This is a genomic window from Sorangiineae bacterium MSr11367, assembly GCA_037157805.1.
GTDB lineage: Bacteria > Myxococcota_A > Polyangia > Polyangiales > Polyangiaceae > Pendulispora > Pendulispora rubella.
On record CP089983.1, the window covers coordinates 5190816 to 5207796 of the forward strand.

At 65.0% G+C, this 16981-nt stretch carries 10 protein-coding genes and 2 tRNA genes; 4 read left to right on the top strand and 8 right to left on the bottom strand.

Translation table 11 applies throughout. The features are described from left to right. Positions 1-8: 8 nt before the first annotated feature. The 6 genes from LVJ94_20275 to groL all read right to left on the bottom strand — a co-directional run bounded on the left by LVJ94_20275 (position 9) and on the right by groL (position 6292). On the bottom strand, positions 9-1136 hold the full coding sequence (locus LVJ94_20275; GenBank protein ID WXB09556.1) for a FecR domain-containing protein: 1128 nt from the start codon (positions 1134-1136) through the stop codon (positions 9-11). Next, a complete protein-coding gene (locus LVJ94_20280; protein ID WXB09557.1) occupies positions 1136-1768 on the bottom strand; it encodes an RNA polymerase sigma factor in 633 nt (210 codons plus the stop codon). Before LVJ94_20280 ends, LVJ94_20275 begins: the two co-directional genes overlap by 1 nt. 1 nt (position 1769) lies before the next feature. Then, a complete protein-coding gene (locus tag LVJ94_20285) occupies positions 1770-2270 on the bottom strand; it encodes a hypothetical protein (GenBank protein ID WXB09558.1) in 501 nt (166 codons plus the stop codon). 5 nt (positions 2271-2275) lie between these two features. Then, complete coding sequence (locus LVJ94_20290) at positions 2276-3463, bottom strand: OprO/OprP family phosphate-selective porin (GenBank protein WXB09559.1); 1188 nt, start codon at positions 3461-3463, stop codon at positions 2276-2278. A 351-nt stretch (positions 3464-3814) separates the two neighbouring features. Continuing rightward, complete coding sequence (locus LVJ94_20295; protein WXB09560.1) at positions 3815-4363, bottom strand: YceI family protein; 549 nt, start codon at positions 4361-4363, stop codon at positions 3815-3817. Positions 4364-4573: 210 nt separating this feature from the next. Continuing rightward, positions 4574-6292, bottom strand: coding sequence for a chaperonin GroEL (gene groL / locus LVJ94_20300; protein ID WXB09561.1), 1719 nt, complete (start codon positions 6290-6292; stop codon positions 4574-4576). 295 nt (positions 6293-6587) lie between these two features. Here groL and LVJ94_20305 point away from each other — a divergent pair. From LVJ94_20305 to LVJ94_20315, 3 genes are all read left to right on the top strand, one after another. Then, a tRNA-Gln gene (locus tag LVJ94_20305) sits at positions 6588-6658 on the top strand. A gap of 117 nt (positions 6659-6775) precedes the next feature. Next, positions 6776-6847 (top strand) — tRNA-Glu (locus LVJ94_20310). A 446-nt stretch (positions 6848-7293) separates the two neighbouring features. Beyond that, complete coding sequence (locus LVJ94_20315; protein ID WXB09562.1) at positions 7294-9702, top strand: FdhF/YdeP family oxidoreductase; 2409 nt, start codon at positions 7294-7296, stop codon at positions 9700-9702. Between the two features lie 130 nt (positions 9703-9832). Here the strand turns inward: LVJ94_20315 and fdhD are convergent, their stop codons facing one another. Further along, on the bottom strand, positions 9833-10675 hold the full coding sequence (fdhD, locus tag LVJ94_20320) for a formate dehydrogenase accessory sulfurtransferase FdhD (GenBank protein ID WXB09563.1): 843 nt from the start codon (positions 10673-10675) through the stop codon (positions 9833-9835). A 444-nt stretch (positions 10676-11119) separates the two neighbouring features. Here fdhD and LVJ94_20325 point away from each other — a divergent pair, with 444 nt between their 5' ends. Then, entirely contained in the window at positions 11120-11596 is a 477-nt protein-coding gene (locus tag LVJ94_20325; protein ID WXB09564.1) for a hypothetical protein, read from the top strand. An 84-nt stretch (positions 11597-11680) separates the two neighbouring features. Here LVJ94_20325 and LVJ94_20330 read toward each other — a convergent pair whose 3' ends face one another. Continuing rightward, positions 11681-16972, bottom strand: coding sequence for an amino acid adenylation domain-containing protein (locus LVJ94_20330; GenBank protein WXB09565.1), 5292 nt, complete (start codon positions 16970-16972; stop codon positions 11681-11683). Positions 16973-16981 lie beyond the last annotated feature (9 nt).

A 16981-nucleotide genomic window follows, 5' to 3' on the forward strand; every position in this document is an offset into this window, starting at 1 on the left:
GGGCTACTTTACGGTAGCTTCGGTTTTCCTTTGAGCCGATTCAGGAGATCGCGCGCATCGGCTGCATTCGCGCCACGTGGGAAACGTGCGATGTACTCTTCCAGCGTGCGGCGCGCCGCCTCGTGCATCCCGCGGTCGGCTTCGAGCCGGCCTGCGGCAAAAAGTGCGTTCGCCGCCCACGGATCCGAGCCGCGCGCCAGCTCCCCGTACTGCGAAAGCGACGTGGCTGGGTGACTCGATTCGAGGCGCGCCGCCGATTCGAAGAGCGCGCGGCGCGACAAGGCTTGCGTCTCCGCAGGTGACACGGCAGCCGGTGGCGTCTCGGCCTGGGGCGGTGTGCGCTGCTCGAATCGGCCGCGGGGTTCCGGCGTTTCGAGGACACCGTTGCCGCCGGAAACGAAGTCGTCGGGATCGACCTCCGGCGGCCGCGTCGACGATGCGGCGCTGCGCCGGCTTGCCCGTGGGATGGCCGGCGCCTCCGTTTGGGAAGGCTCCGCGGGCGGCGTCAAGGGCGAGACGACCCAAGCTTCCTGGTTTTCCCGCAAGGAGGGCCATTGCTCGCCCGCGTGCACGTTCACGATTTCGCCCGGCGTGCTCACCTCGACCGAGCCGCTCGCCACCTCGACGCGGACACCGCGATCGTTCAACCCGCCGCGATCGACCGTGAAGTGCGTGCCGGTGACGCTCACGCGCGCCTCGCCCGCCTGCACGACGAACGAGGGGCGGCCCTGCCGCGGGGCCACCTCGAACTCGACGTGCCCTCGCTCCAGGACGACCAACACGCCGCGCGCATCGTCGCCGTTGACGACCAACGCCGTTCGAGGCCCCACGTCGAGCGCGGCCTCGCCGATGATCAGATGGGTGCCGCTCGCGCCGGTTTCCACCTGCGACGTGATGGCCGGCGGTGGCTCGGGATGCCACACCGCACGGGTGACCAGCGCGCCGATGGCCGCCGCGACCGCCCCGGCCACGACGAATGCCGCACCGGCGCGCCACCGCGAGCCCGCGGGTGCCTCGATGAAGTGCGGCACCGCCACGCGCTGGTCGTGGTCCAGCTGATCGAAGACGGCGCCTTCGATCCGTGCCCAGCGCGACTCGCTGAGCGGCTCGACGTCGATGCGAGGCTCGATCGCCATCACCCGTCCTCCTTGCCGCTCGTGCGCCCGGCCGAAATGAAATCGACCAGCGCGGTATCTTTTCCGGCGCGGGCCGACAGCGCACGCCGCGCGCGCCATACCCGCGTTTGCGTCGCCACCACGGATGCGTCCATCAGCTCGGCCACCTCGGCCAGGGGACGGCCATCGATGGCGTGCAAGCTGAATGCGGTGCGCTGCTTGGGATCCATCTCGTCGAGCGCCGCATAAAGGTGCCGCGCCGCCTCGCGCGCCAGGGCGCGCCGTTCGGCCGAAGGATCCCCTGCCGGGATCTCGGGAACGAGTTCGAGCGACGGCATGCGGGCCCTTCGCTGCGCAATGTGTGCGTAGGCCACGCGAACGGCGCATCGATCGATCCACGTCGCGAGGAGCGCTTCGCCGCGGTACGTGGCCAGCGAGCGAAAGACGTTGATGAACGTGTCCTGCAGAAGGTCGTCCATGCTCGCGTTCGATCCCACGATGCGATAGAGCGTTGCATGAACGCGGCGCCGGTGTGCGTGAAAAAGCTGGTGCTGCGCTGCGCGATCCCCCGCGACGCACCGCTGCGCGAGGACGTGGTCGTCCAGACGAACGCGCTCTTGCGGTTGCGGTGGAATCGGTAGGCGCAGGCCCATGCTATCCCTCGTCCTCTCGTTGCCCTCGGGGAAGCCGGCGGCGGCGCAGGAAGATCGCCCCGATGGCCATCAGCGTACCCGAAAGAATCACGGACGCATCCGGCAACGCACGCCGCGGGTTGACCGGGCTGATAGAGCCGCCGCAGCCATAGCTGGGCGTTTCCGTCGACCCATTGGGATCCGTCCCGTTGCGCAGCTCCTGGATGTCCTTGACGCCATCGCCGTCGACGTCCGAATTTTCAGCGTCCAGGGCGCCGAGCGCGCGCTGCAGCGTGGTCTCGTCCCCCGGAACGAGCCCGCGAGCGATCATCTTCATCCCGAAGGGTTGCGTGACGGTTCCGGTGCCGCCCGCGGGGTTGTTGTGGCACGTGGTGCACGGCGGGGGCGCGTTCAGCGAAAGATCGCGCTGGATGGCCCCTGGAAAATTCGGCGTGGCCGCTGCCGGCAGCGCGGCGCAGAGCGTGACGACGAACGAGGCGAGGCGAAGGCTCCAGGATTTCATCGTGCTCACAGGTAAAGGTGGAACTGAGCAAGGAAGGTGGTCGCCGTGCTGCCGATTCCGGAGCGATCCAGATGATGCAGCATCCCGTCGACGCGGATGTCGGCGTGCGGGGCGAAGAACCACGCGCACCCGGCCCACCCGCCGTAGGACCAGTTCGTGTTCGCCAGTCCGTCGCGTTTCGTCTCCCCCGTGAGAATGAAGTGCAAGCCCTGCCAGGCTTCGTAGTCCCCCTGCAGGAAGCTGGCGAATCCGGCGTGGGTCCCGCCGCCGGCGCCGTTGCCTGGCTGCGTGTTGATGAGGAAGTCGGCCTCCGCGGTGAGCACCAGCGGCTGAATCGGTGAATAGCGCCCGAACACGCCGTGCGCCTGCCGGGTCAACTCGGTTCCGAGTCGCAAATCCCTCGACGCGTGCGTGACCAAGCTGCTCGCACCAAAGGCGAGCGTCGTCATCGGCGCCCACTCGATGTAGCCCGCATACCCGCGCTCGCGGAAGGCATCGGGATTGAGCTGGTAGTTGCCCAAGATGGCCATCAGCTCGCCGCGTATCCCCTCCGCGTTGTACGACAGCGAAACGCCGTGTTGCTGCGCGGAGTGGTCGGCACCGCCTTTGGTGTCGGTGCGCGTGAGATCGCGCACGAAGAGCGTGTGCTCGATTTGGCGGATGCCGAACGGCATGTTCATGCGCCCCGCGCGGACGAGCCATTGCTTGTCCTCACCCAGGTCCACGCCCACCCAATGGACGCGCGAAATCAGGTTGTACTCGTCGCGGTGGGTGATGGCGTTGCTCTGCGCGCCCTTGTAATCGAAGCCGATGCTGGCGTTGGCCCGGAACCGGTCGACCATGACCTGGCCGGTGAAATCGGCCTGCATCGAGATGAACCGGTTGTCGGTGCCCGCGGGCGCGTCCCCGGCCTTTTCTCGCGCGGCGAGGTACGCATTGCGCACGTCGCCGCCGAGCAGAATCGTTGGCTCCGGGAGCGGGATGAGGCCCCAGAGAAAGTCCTTCATCTTGCCCGGCTCGGCATCGTCCGCCTGCTTGCCGTACTGGCTGCGCAAGAGCAGCTCGCCCTGCGCGCGGCCGTAGGGGGTGAGCAAGCTGCCTCCCGACGGATCGGCGTGGCATTGCGCGCACGAGGTGTAGTCGTGGCGAATCATCCACGCATAGGCCTCTGCGGGACGCGTCCACGCAATCATGACCAGGGCGAACAGCGCGCACGGAAGAAGGCGAACGAGGCGGAGCTTAACCCCGCCAGCTACGGTGCCTGTCGATGGTACGTAACGGTTCTCACCACGTCGCCGTGCGAGGACGGCGGCAGCGGGACGAAACCGGCGGGACCGGCGCGATGCGTGGCTCGGAACGCGAAGGTCGCCATTACCTCCGGCGATCCTCGCACCTGTCTCGGACAAACGCGCCGGCCTCGCCGGGCTTGTCGCGCTGCCGCTGCTCGATTGCCGGGTGCTGGGCAAACTGGGACAAGCCATCGAACGTGGCGTTAGAGGCATTTTGGTTTTCATGAAGGACGAGAAGCGAGAGGAGGAGGTTCGTTACTGATCTTTGGCAGAGAACTGCACATCGATGTCGATATCGGGTTTGACCGTTACCCCCAAGTAGCTCGGCACTTCGATCCCGAAATCTTTGATGTTCACGTGCATCGTGCCCTTGACCGCGTACACATCGCCGTTCTTTCGGGCGGTGTACTTGGCGGTGGTGGGTTTGCTTTGCCCGTGGATGGTGAGCGTGCCCTGCGCATCGCCCGACGCTTCGGCGCCGGCGGCGGGGAACTTGATGTTCGCCCGCGGCACCTCGAAGGTGGCGTTGGGGTACGTACCAACCTGTAGGTACTTCTCGCGCATGTGCTTGTCCCGCAGCGAGATGCCCGTGGTCATGTTGCCCAGCGGCACGATGACCTTGATGACCTTGTCGTCGCCGTCCGTGCTGAGGTCGCTGGTGGTGCCAACGATCTTGAGCCCGGCAGGGCCCGACGCATTGAAATGGACGACCGGCGCCTCACCCGTACGCGCAAGCTTTGCGTCTGCTCCGAAGGCCATGGTGGCCAAAATCACCAGGAGCGAACACGACAACGCTTTCTTCATGTGGGTCTCCAAGGAGAAGGGAGGGAGCCTAACGGAACCCTCACGATTACAGTGCAGCGTTTGACGGTCGGGCATGCAAAAAATTTCGTGCTTCTTCGGCACAGCTCGATGACAAAAAAAATTCGCGGGCCGAGGCATTGAGCCAGGGCCCGCGAATCAGGCTGCGCGAATCAGGTGGTCTTCCGGGAGAGTGCTCCGACTGGACGGGTGTCAGTCCATGTCGAAGTCGCCGCCCATACCTCCCATGCCGCCCATTCCACCCATGCCCATGCCGCCCATTCCACCCATACCTCCCATGCCGCCCATTCCACCCATACCGCCCATGCCTCCGCCGGCGCCGCCTGCGGATTCCTTCTTGGGACGATCGGCCACGACGGCCTCGGTGGTGAGCATCATGCCGGAAACGCTGGCGGCAAATTCCAGTGCCGAGCGCACGACCTTTGCCGGGTCGATGACGCCGGCGGCGACGAGATCTTCGAACTGCTCCGTCTGGGCGTTGAAGCCGAAGGACCCCTCGGCCGTGCGCACCTTCTCGAGGACGACGGCGCCGTCGACACCGGCGTTGCGCGCGATCTGACGGAGCGGTTCTTCGATGGCGCGGCGCACGAGCTTGACGCCTGCTTCCTGGCCGGCCGGGACCTTGAGAGCGTCGAGCGCTTTGCTCGCGCGGAGAAGGGCCACACCGCCGCCGGGGACGATGCCCTCTTCGACCGCAGCGCGCGTCGCGTGGAGCGCGTCCTCGACACGAGCCTTCTTCTCTTTCATCTCCGTTTCGGTGTGCGCGCCCACCTTCACCACGGCCACGCCGCCGGCGAGCTTCGCCAGGCGCTCCTGGAGCTTCTCGCGGTCGTAGTCGCTGGTGGTGAGGTCGACCTGCTTGCGGATCGCCTCGACGCGGCCCTTGATCTGGGCCGTGTCCCCTGCCCCGTCGACGATCGTCGTGTTGTCCTTGTCGACCGTGATGCGCTTGGCGCGCCCGAGATCCTGCACGGTGATGCTCTCGAGCTTCACCCCGAGATCGTCGGAGACGACCTGGCCGCCGGTGAGGATGGCGATGTCCTTGAGCAGCTCCTTGCGGCGATCGCCGAAGCCCGGCGCCTTGACCGCGGTGACCTTGAGCAGGCCGCGCAGGCGGTTGACCACGAGCGTCGCGAGCGCCTCGCCGTCGACGTCTTCTGCGATGATGAGCAGCGGGCGGGCGTCACGGGCGACCTGCTCGAGCAGCGGCAGGAGGTCGGCCATGGCCGAAATTTTCTTCTCCGAGATGAGCACGAGGGCGTCTTCGAGGACGCTGGACATCTTCTCGGGATCGGTGACGAAGTACGGCGAGAGGTAGCCGCGATCGAACTGCATGCCCTCGACGACCTCGAGCGCCGAGTCGGTGCCGCGCGCCTCTTCGACGGTGATGACACCTTCTTTGCCGACCTTTTCCATGGCGTCGGCGAGCATGTTGCCGACGGCCGAATCGCCGTTGGCGCTGATGGTGCCGACCTGCGCGATGTGCGCCTTGTCCTTGGTGGGCTTGGCGATGCTGCGGATGGCCTTGGCGATGGCTTCCACCGCCGCGTCGATGCCGCGCTTGAGATCCATCGGGTTGTGGCCGGCTTCGACGAGGGCGAGGCCCTGTGTGTAAATGGCCTGGGCGAGGACCGTGGCGGTGGTGGTCCCATCGCCCGCCTTGTCGCTGGTCTTGGAGGCGACCTCTTTGACCATCTGCGCGCCCATGTTTTCGAACTTGTCGAAGAGCTCGATCTCTTTCGCCACGGTGACGCCGTCTTTGGTCACCACGGGCGCGCCGAAGCTCTTCTCGATGACGACGTTGCGACCTTTCGGTCCGAGGGTCACCTTCACGGCGTTGGCGAGGTGATTCACCCCTCGCAAAATCTTGCTTCGTGCGCTGCGGCTGTATTGGATGTCTTTGGCGCTCATGAGCGGCTCCGCTTTTCCTTGAGGGCTGGGCCCAAAACCTGGGGCTTTCCACCGAGTTGGCACTCGAACAAAGCGAGTGCCAAGCGCCGCGCAAGCTAAACTTCCCCGCGCCCACGTCAAGCCCCTACCTGCACCCCCAGCTGCAAGAGCGGGGCGGCGCACGGTCGGAACCTTTTACCCTGACCCCCCTGCCCCGGGGCAAGTTCCGAAAAGAATGAACCCCGGATCGAAATGCTTGACATCTGTTCTGGGAAGGGTACCCTGCGCATCCCTTCGCTTGAGCAGTTCATCTCCTTGGGGGATCGTCTAACGGCAGGACGCCAGATTCTGGCTCTGGCTATCAAGGTTCGAATCCTTGTCCCCCAGCAAGGTCCACAAAGGGACCTATCTTTTCTTCCGAAGCTTTTTCATCTTTCTTCCGATTCTTACTTGCTGAACTTACGCGGTTGAAGTAGTCAAGGCTCCCTCTCGCAAGGGAGCAATGGCCCCATCGTCTAGCGGTTAGGACATCGGCCTCTCACGCCGGTAACATGGGTTCGATTCCCATTGGGGTCGCCCCCTCTGGCTTGAACGTGAGATTCAAGCCAACCCTGATTGACGCCCGTTGCGGTACCTCGGTACGCAGCGGGCGTTTTTTCTTTTGTACCTTCGAGCGCGCGCGGCCAGCCGCAGCCGCTCCTTCTCGTCCGCTTCGAGCCGGCGCTCGGTGAAACTTCGTAATGCGTGTCGCGGACGTTGACATCGCGATTGTGCCAATGGGTAACGCTATTTCGATTGCAACGCGACGGAACGGCCGATCGCCATGATTGGGTATCTACGCGCAAAGCGGGAATGAGCCCGAATTCGTCTCCCCGCGTTGCCCGAACATTGCGTCGTGCGATTGCTCGACATGATGAACTTGCTTCGAAGCGAAGGCGGCGTGGTGTCATCATGAACGTCACCCCGCAGCTGATGAATGCGAGCCAAGTTTCATGGTCGCCGCGAGGTGTATGCTGCTCGGGATGTCCATCGAGACTTCGACTAAGCTTGCGACGCGAGGCGAGCAGGAGCGGACGACCGCCCTCGGTGACACGCCCGCCGAGACGAAATTGGCCAAGGTTTCGGTCGACGACCGCTGCAAGGAGGCCGCCGGCATCCCCGCCATCGTCCAAACGATGAAGTGCGGTCTGCGGGAAATGGGGGTCGCCCGCACCACCCGAACCTTTCTCAACGTCAACAAGGTCGACGGCTTCGACTGCCAGAGCTGCGCGTGGCCGAGCCCGGACAACAAACGCAAGGTTTTCGAATTTTGCGAGAACGGCGCCAAAGCCATCGCCGACGAGCTGACCCGCCGCAGGGTCGAGCCGTCGTTCTTCGCCAAGCACGCGATCGCCGATTTGATCGAGCAATCGGACTATTGGCTCAATGCGCAAGGCCGGATCACGCACCCGATGATCAAGCGAGAGGGCGCGACGCATTTCGAGCCCATCTCGTGGGCGGACGCCTTCACGCGCATTGGCGCCAAGTTGCGAGCTCTCCCCCACCCCGACGACGCCATCTTTTACACGTCGGGCAAGACGGTCAACGAGGCGGCGTTCCTCTTTCAGCTGCTTGCGCGCCAGTTCGGTACGAACAACCTGCCGGACTGCTCGAACATGTGCCACGAGGCCAGCGGCACGGCGCTGACGGACACGATTGGGATCGGCAAGGGGACCGTCACGCTCGAGGACTTCGACCACTGCGATACGGTCCTCATCATCGGGAACAATCCGGGGTCGAACCACCCGCGCATGCTCACGACGCTCGAGGAGGTGAAGCACCGGGGCGCGACGATTGTTTCGATCAACCCCATGCCCGAGACGGGGTTGATGCGGGTCATCAACCCGAACCCGCAGGACTACTCGAACCCGCTCAAGCTGCCGCTGGCCCTGCTCGGATCGGGGACGGCCCTCACCGATCTCTTCGTGCCCGTCCGGGTGAACGGTGACGCCGCGCTGCTGCAAGGCGTGATGAAGCTCCTCGTCGAGCGCGATCGCAAAAACCCCGGTTCGGTGATCGATCGCGCCTTCGTCGCCGAGCACACGAGTGGCTGGGACGACTTCGTCGAGGGGCTCGAGAAGACGACGTGGGAAGAGATCGTCGCGAGCAGCGGCGTGGACCGCACGATGATCGAGCAGCTCGCGGACATCGTGGGTCGCGGCAAACGGATGATCATCCTCTGGTGCTTGGGGCTCACCCAGCATCCGAACGGCGTCGACAACGTGAGGCAGGTGGTGAACCTGCTCTTGCTTGGTGGCCACATCGGGCGGCAAGGTGCGGGGCCGTGCTGCGTTCGCGGCCATAGCAACGTGCAGGGCGATAGGACCATGGGCATCTGGGAGCGCCCGAAGGAGGCATTCCTCGCCGCGCTCGACGCCGAGATGGGGATTCGCTCGCCGCGCCAGGCCGGGGTCGATACCGTCGAGGCGCTCCACGCGCTCCATGACGGTAGCGCGAAGGTCTTTTTCGCGATCAGCGGCAACCTCTTCTCCGCCGCGCCCGATACGCGCTTCACCGCCGAAGCGTTCCGCCGTTGCCCGTTCGTCGTCCACGTCTCGACCAAGCTTCACCGCGGGCACTTGTTCGGGGGCCAGGAGGCGATTCTCCTGCCGTGCCTCGGCCGCGCCGAGCGCGAGGTGTACGGCGGCAAGGTCCAGCTCTCGAGCGCCGAGGACTCGATGGGCATCGTGAACCCGACGCGCGGTACCGAGGAACCGGTCCATGCGGATCTGTTGAGCGACACGGAAATCATCGTTCGTATTGCGCAAGCTACCTTTGGCAAGGAGGGACAGCCCGTCGATTGGGAGTCGCTCCTGGATCACGATCGGGTGCGTGAGCACATCTCGCGGGTGATTCCCGGCTTCGACCGTTTCAACGAGCGGTTGCGCGAAGGCTTCTTCTACTTGCCCAACGCGGCGCGCGAGCGAACGTTCCGCACGTCGACGGGCAAGGCGAAGTTTTCCTCCTGCGGGATCCCCCAACACGATCTCGCGCCCGGAGAGCTGCTCATGACGACGGTGCGAAGCCACGACCAGTTCAACACGGTCGTGTACGGGCTCGACGACCGCTATCGCGGTGTGTGGGGCGGTCGCCGCGTGATCTTCGTGAATCCCGACGACTTGAAGGAGCTCGGCCTCGCCGATGGGCAGTCGGTCGACATTACCAGCCACTTCGAGGGCGAAACGCGCACGGCCCACGGTTTCCGCGCCATCGCGTATCCGATCGCGAGGAAGAGCGCCGCCAGCTATTACCCGGAGGCCAACGTGCTCGTCGCGGTGCGTGCGATCAACGAGTGCAATCAACCGGCCCACAAATGCGTACGCATTACCCTGCGCGCCGCGAGCGCAGCTCCCGCCATCGCCGCAAACGAGCGCCCGAGGCTCGGGCCCTAGCTCAAAGCAGCAGAAGAGAAATTCACAGGAAGACGGGAAGACGGGAAGGGTTTTGATGGGTTTCCATTGAGGCCATGGGCCGCAATGGAAACCAAAAAAACTTCCCGTCTTCCCGTCTTCCTGTGAATTCTCAGGGGCCGTCGACGATACGATCCGCGCCCGTGTAGATGGTCATCGCCTCCTCGCGGACGAAGCCGACGAGCGTCATGTTCGCGCGCTTCGCGAGGTCGATGGCAAGGGATGACGGTGCCGAGACCGAGGCTACGACCGGGATGCCCGCGGAGAATGCCTTCTGCACGATCTCGAAGCTCGATCGACCGCTGACGACGAGGACGCGGTTCGAAGACGGTACCTCGCCCGCGAGCACCCGCGAGCCGAGCACCTTGTCGACGGCGTTGTGCCGGCCGATGTCCTCGAACGTCGCGACCACGCGCCCGTCGAAGTCCACGAGCGACGCGGCGTGGCACCCCCCCGTCCGGCCGAAGATCCGCTGACGGTCGCGGAGCGTGCGCACGGCGCCGGCCAGGGTGCTCCGCTCGGTCCCCAGGTCCGTCGGCGCGAGCGGACGGATGTTCTCCACGAGGTCGTCGATGGAGCGGCGCCCGCAAACCCCGCAGGCACTCGTCGTGAGCGTGCCGCGCCGCGTAAGGAGTCCCGTCTCCGGATCGAGCGGTGGCTTCACGCCGGGCGCGAGCTTCACGTCGATCGTGTTCTCGCGCGCTTCGTCGCCGATGCGCCCGCAGTAGGTCACGGTCATGACGTCCATCGCCGACGCGATGACGCCTTCCGCGAGCAAAAAGCCTAGGACGAGCTCGCGATCGTGACCTGGAGTCCGCATCGTCACCGCGATCGTTTCACCGGCGATGCGGATCTCGAGCGGTTCCTCGACGACGACGTCGTCGCGTTCGTCGATTGGGGGCGCGTCTCCGTTGAGCCGGCGTGCCTCAATCGATCGAATGCCAGGGTTCAACATCGGATCTCGCGCGTCCTCCGCCAAGAGTTAGCACAAAGCCGAAGAGAGCTGCGCGGCCCCTGCCCCTTCGCGCCACGGGCGCGAAGGGGGCGTCACAGGCGGCGCGCTTGGATGCGGTCGCTTCTGTTGGGCTGACGGGGCGAGTCGCGGCCCAATGGGACGCAGAGGTCGGCAGTATTTTCCCTTGGACCGAACGCAATTTTCTTTGCGTCAGTGAAGAGCTGCGCACGTCTTCATTGCAAGGATACAACAATCAGGGCTGGCGCCAGGACCGAAGATACGTCATGCGCGGAATCAAGACTGGCCAAGCATGCAGCCTCACAATGAGACGAGCATAGGCTTGCCATCGGCATAGCCGTACGGATCTTATCATTCGAAATCTTAACGTAAGAAGTCGTTACGTCGTTTAGGAGAATTATGCAGTATTCATATTATGGCAAATCGATGATTCTGTCCGCGGCCGCCGTCATGGCTTTGAACGTCGCGGCATGCAGCGGCGGTCCCGATGGCCCGAGGGACACCGGCAAGAGAAACGATCAAAAGGCGCCCCCGGCGCAAACCGCGGCCCCGACGCAACCTCCGACCGCGAAGCCTCCGGCACCTCCCACGGAACCGACAACCCCGGAGCCACTGGCGGATGCGGGGCAACCGGCAAACCCGGAGCCATTGGCGGATGCGGGAAAAAGTGTATACCAGACATGCCTCGACTTCGCGGATGCCCTGGCAAAAGCGTCCGCGCGTTGTGGGTGGGCCACTTATGAAGACGAGTACGCGGGACAGAAGCGCCTTTGCCCCCTCGTTTCCAAAATACGCGACGAATCGTCCCTCCGTCAGACGTGCATCCCGAGCCTCGAGACGATCTCGTGCGAGGATCTGCGCGCGAACAAAACGGATCCGAGTTGCCAGAACCCGGTCAGCTGATCACAGACTGCATCGATCTCGCGGTCTGCGACGATCCATGATGACCGATTCACCAGCTCTCGGTCATTGCGATGGTGCGCATGGCTACGGGATGCCCTCGAAGCACCGATTCAACGACGCGGCGAGGACGTCCACGTGCGGTGGGCGGAACATGTTGAGGTGATCACCGGGGACGTCGATGAGTCGAACGCGGCCGGGGGCGAGCTCCATCCAGCCCTCCGCCGCATCGTGGGCAGTGTGTTCCAATTCGACCATCGTTTCCGGCAATGGGTCTTTGGCGCGGAAGAACGTCATCGAGAGATCGCCGCCCGGTAGTAGGGGCGCTGGGCGGTACGTTCGATAGACGGCCAAATTCGATTCGAGCAATCGGAGATATTGAACGATTTTCGCGGTCAGCAGGCCATCCGGCGAAGGATCCGATTGGCGTGTTCGCGCGAGAAAGACCTCCAGCTGCGCGCTCGGGTTCAGCGAGACCAACTCTTCGTACCGAAGGTGAATCGAAAGGCCAAAGAGCATTTCGACCGACTTGGCCGTTCGAACCATGCGCCGTGCATGGAGATCGTTGGAGTCGTCGACCTGCTTGGCGCGGGTCGGCAGCGACGTGTCGAAGAGGCCGAGGAACGCCACGGGATCGCCCATCTCCTCGAGTTGTTTGGCCATCTCGTAGACGACGAGGCCACCGAACGACCATCCGCCGAGGTGGTACGGTCCTTTGGGCTGCACGGTCTTCATGGCCTCGATGCAATGGGTGGCAAGCTTCTCGATCGTGTCGAAGCCGTTGCCCTCGCCGACGAGTCCGGGCGACTCCAGGCCATAGACGGTTCGCGACGCGCCGAGCCGGCGCGCCAAATCGACATAGCAAACCAAGTTTCCGCCGCCCGGCGGCGCACAGAAGAATGGTGCTTTGTCGGTTCGAACGCCGGTCATGCGCACGATGGGGCTCGAGGCGATGCCCGCGCGTGCGGCGGCGGCCAGGTCGGCCATCTTTTCGATGGTGAAGCCGCGGAAGAGCGTCGAGAGCGACAGATCGACGCCGAGCTGCCGCTTGATGGTGGCCATCAGGCGCACCGCTAGGAGCGAATGCCCGCCGAGGTCGAAGAAGTCATCGTGCACGCCCACGGAACGCAGCTGGAGCACCTCTTGCCAGATTTGCTGGATTTGCACCTCCTCGGTCGTGCGCGGGGCGACGTAGCGCGTGCGTTCCCTTCCGTCTTCGTCGCCGGGGGCCGGGAGGGCGCGCCGGTCGACCTTGTTGGTGGTCGTCTTCGGGAACGCGTCCAACACGACGATGGACGCCGGCACCATGTGCTCGGGCAGCTTGCGTTGCATGCGTTCGCGAAGTTCCGAAACGAGTTGGGCCGATGCGCGCCGCTTGAGCGGATCGTTCGTATACTGATCCCAATTCCCGTCGAACCCCTGAAGCTTGGGTGTCGGCAGCCATTTCGTCGTGCCGCGCCGTCGGAACGTGGCATTGAAGCGCCCTTCGGCCCCGTGGCCTGCCCAGGCGATGTCCACGTCGTAGGGAAGATCGGCCACCGTGAGGCAGAGCGTCTCCGGGTCCACGGCGCCCTCCACGGCCGCCTTCAAGGTTTCGCGCAGCGCGGCCACGGTGGCCGGGGCGTCGCCGCGCTTCACGAGCTCGGCGAGATGCACCGCCCCCACGAGGCGCGCATTGGGGATGCCGTCGACGACGAGCACGTCCTGATCGTGGCGCTCGAGACGCTCGCGCAGCGCCGCCACGCTCAGGCCCTCGCGGGTCCAATCCAGGTGCGGGGCGCCTTCGACGGCGGCTTCGGCTCCGCGGCGCGGCCCGACGTGGAGAACGACGTCGTAGCGGAAGAGTGTCATCTCGTTCTGCCCCAGGCCGCGCTTGTGATGCACCTCCACCCCGCGAATCCTGGGAAGCTCGTGCGCGAGGGCATGGAAAAACGCGGGATCGACGAGCAACTCTTCGTCCTTGTCGATCTCGGTCCGAATGAGCGCGGCGAGCCTCTCCGTGGTCAGCCCCGGATCGGCCCGAAACAGCTGCACCGCCGCGTGGAACGCTTCGATCAAGGGAAAGCTGCGCACGTCGCCGACGAAGACGCAGCCGCCGTCGCAGGTGGCGGAGACCGCACGCGTCACGACGCTCCGAAGGTATTCCGCGCTGGGGAAGTACTGCACGACGGAGTTGATCACGACCGACTCGAACCCGCTTTCGATGCCGGAAAGGTCGTCCGCCTTGCGCTGCAGCAGCTCCACGTGCGCGAGCCCGTCCTGCGCGTGCGCGGCCAGGTGTTGGCCCACGTAGTCCAGGGCGACCTTGGAGAAATCGAGCCCCACGTAGCGGGTCGTCTGCGGCGCCAAGCGAAAGAGCAACAGCCCCGTGCCGCAGCCGATCTCGAGAACGCTCCGCGGCTTCGTCCGGGTAATGCTTGCCACCGTGGCATCGACCCATTCGCGCATCTCGTTCGCGGGGATGGGCGCGCCGGTGAAGCTACTGTTCCACCCGGCGATGTTGAAGGCCGCATCGCTCGGCGACGGGGCGCCGTCGTGGTAGGCCCGGTCGAACAAATCGGACCACTGGGCGACCTGTTCGCCGTGCCAGGCCGATGACGCGCGTTCGGCGCCGGCCGATCCGGTCTTCTTTCGGGTGACGTAAGCCACCAGCTGCTTTTCTCCGTCGAAGCCCTCCCGCGGGATGACCACGGACTGTTCCACCGCAGGATGCTCGGACAGCACGGTTTCGATCTCGCCGAGCTCCACCCGAAAGCCGCGCAGCTTGATCTGGGAGTCGGTGCGGCCGATGTACTCGATCAGGCCGTCCGAGCCCCACCGCACCAAATCGCCCGATCGATAGAGGCGGTCGTCGGGATCGTTCGAGAATGGCGATTGGACGAATTTGCTCGCGGTAAGCTCGGGGCGATGGAGGTATCCACGCGAGACGCCCGGACCTCCGATGCACAGCTCTCCCGGCACGCCGCTGGGGACCGGCCGCAGTTGGCTGTCGAGAATGTAGACCTGAACCCCCGGCGTCGGACGCCCCAAGGGCAGCCGCCGCTCACCGTCCCAACCATCGCACTCGAACGAGACGCAGATGATGGTCGTCTCGGTGGGCCCGTACACGTGAATCACCTTGCAACGTTCGCCCCACTGCGCGACCAGTGCAGGCGGCACGGCCTCGCTCCCTGCAGCGACCACGCGGAACGTGGGAATCGACTCCTCCGACATCACGGCCATCACCGACGGGGCCAACAGCGTCAGCTCGATCTTTTCCTTGCGAATGAGATCGCCCAGGCGCCGGCCGGGCATCATGGCCTCGTCGCGGGCAAAGCAGACCGTCCCGCCCGAGGTGAGCGAAAGATAGATTTCCCAAACGGAGGCATCGAAGGTGAATCGCGCGAATTGAAGCATGCGCGTGCCGAGGCCGACCCCAAACAACCCGCGATGGTCATCGAGGACATTGCGCACGCCGCGGTGTTCCATCAGCGCGCCCTTGGGCCTTCCCGTCGAGCCGGACGTGTAGACGATGTACGCGAGGTTTCGCGGCGTCGCACCGCCGGAGGGATTCGACGTGTCATGCTTGGCAATCTTCGCCCAGTCGCGGTCGAGGACCACGGTGTCCTTCTCGTGGCTCGGAAGACGGTCGAGCAGCCGCTCCAAGGTCAGCACCACCGCGGGCGCGGTATCCTCGAGCATGAACGCCAGCCGCTCGCGCGGATCGTTGGCATCGAAGCACGCGTACGCCCCGCCCGCCTTGAGCACGGCGAGCATCGCGACGAGCGCTTCGAGCGAGCGCTCGACACAAATGCCGACGATGATCTCGGGGCCTACCCCGCGTGCGCGCAGGTAGTGGGCGAGCTGATTGGCGCGCTGATTGAGCTCGGCGTAGGTGAGCCGCTGGTCCTCGAAGGTGGCCGCAATGGCCTTGGGCGTGCGGAGGACCTGGGCTTCGACGAGCTCGTGGATGCAGCTATCGGGGGCGCCCGGGCGATCGGACATCCGCCACGGGCCCAGGATGAGCGCACGCTCCTCGTCGCTCATGCACGTGAGCTCGGCGAGCCGCGCCCCGGGGTGCGCGATCATGTTCTCCAGGAGCGTCACATGATGCGCAAGGATCCGGTCGATGTCGCTGGCCTGGAATCGGCTCGCGTCATAAATGGCACGAATGGAGAGCTGCTCTCCGGGCATGGCGATGAGGATGAGCGGCACGCCCACGTGGTTCGTGTAGTCGACGCCGCCAATGCCCAGGCTCTCGCTGATCTTCGCAAAGTCGGCGGCCGTGAGGGGCAGATTCTGCAGCCCCTGCAAGCTCTCGAAGAGCGGAAACGGCCTGCGCACCTGGCTCCATTCCTGCGCCTGCACGAGCGACACGTATCCGAATTGCCGCGCCTCGACCTGCGACTTCAAGATTTCCTGAAGCCATGGAACGAGCTGCGCGTCCGGATCGACTTGAATCCGATTCGGGAGCGAATTGACGAAGAGGCCGACCATCGACTCGACGCCGGTGAGGTCCGACGGCCGCCCGGACGTCACTGCCCCGAAGACGATGTCCTGCTCGCCGCTGTACGCACCGAGCAGCCACGCCCACGCGCCCTGAAGTAGGGTGTTTTGCGTGATGCGGTGCGTTCGCGCGAAGGCATCCATGCCCGCGGTGGTTTCGGCCGAGAGGAAGATCTCGCGGTGCTGGTGGCTTCCGCCGCGCGAGCCCGCGCCGCTCGTGGCGGCCACGGCGCGGTCGAAGCCGATGGGCGTCGGCGCGACGAAGCCTTCGAGCTTCTTGCGCCAATACGCTTCCGCGGCCGACGTCTCCTGCTGGCGAAGCCAGATGATGTAGTCCCGAAAAGGGCGCACGGGCGACACTTCGAGCGGGCGTTTTTGCACCAGCGCGTCGTAGGCGCTGAACAGCTCCGAGATGGCCACCCCGGCGGACCAGCCGTCCATGATGATGTGGTGGTAGCTGACGACCAGGTGATGAAGCTCGTCCTCGGTGCGGACCACGGTGATCCGAAAGAGCGGCGCCTGGGCGAGGTCGAACTGCTCCTCGTCGATGAGGTCCACGATCTGCCCGAGGCAAAGCTGCCGCGCCTCGGGCGATAGGGCGCGAAGATCGTTGTACTCCCAAGGCAGCTCCGCGTTCTCCAGGACGATCTGAAGGAGCTTGTCCCGCCGTTCCCACGAGAAGCACGTGCGCAGCGCCGCGTGCCGGGTGACCAGCCATTGCCCCGCTTTGCGAAAGAGATTCACGTCGAGCGGGCCGCGCAGTTGGCAATGGAGTCGTTCGCGGTACATCGTCGTCTTCGACGCGTACAGGTATTGGAACAACATGCCCTGCTGCATGGGCGACAAGTCGTAGACGTCGGCGATTCGCACGTCGGTGGCGGGCTCGGTCGTCATGATGGTGAA

What these genes read in the sequence shown, in the direction of transcription:
- LVJ94_20275 (WXB09556.1), bottom strand. Translation starts at nt 1,136, where the DNA reads ATGGCGATCGAGCCTCGCATCGACGTCGAGCCGCTCAGCGAGTCGCGC.
- LVJ94_20280 (WXB09557.1), bottom strand. Translation starts at nt 1,768, where the DNA reads ATGGGCCTGCGCCTACCGATTCCACCGCAACCGCAAGAGCGCGTTCGT.
- LVJ94_20285 (WXB09558.1), bottom strand. Translation starts at nt 2,270, where the DNA reads ATGAAATCCTGGAGCCTTCGCCTCGCCTCGTTCGTCGTCACGCTCTGC.
- LVJ94_20290 (WXB09559.1), bottom strand. Translation starts at nt 3,463, where the DNA reads ATGATTGCGTGGACGCGTCCCGCAGAGGCCTATGCGTGGATGATTCGC.
- LVJ94_20295 (WXB09560.1), bottom strand. Translation starts at nt 4,363, where the DNA reads ATGAAGAAAGCGTTGTCGTGTTCGCTCCTGGTGATTTTGGCCACCATG.
- groL (WXB09561.1), bottom strand. Translation starts at nt 6,292, where the DNA reads ATGAGCGCCAAAGACATCCAATACAGCCGCAGCGCACGAAGCAAGATT.
- LVJ94_20315 (WXB09562.1), top strand. Translation starts at nt 7,294, where the DNA reads ATGTCCATCGAGACTTCGACTAAGCTTGCGACGCGAGGCGAGCAGGAG.
- fdhD (WXB09563.1), bottom strand. Translation starts at nt 10,675, where the DNA reads ATGTTGAACCCTGGCATTCGATCGATTGAGGCACGCCGGCTCAACGGA.
- LVJ94_20325 (WXB09564.1), top strand. Translation starts at nt 11,120, where the DNA reads ATGATTCTGTCCGCGGCCGCCGTCATGGCTTTGAACGTCGCGGCATGC.
- LVJ94_20330 (WXB09565.1), bottom strand. Translation starts at nt 16,972, where the DNA reads ATGACGACCGAGCCCGCCACCGACGTGCGAATCGCCGACGTCTACGAC.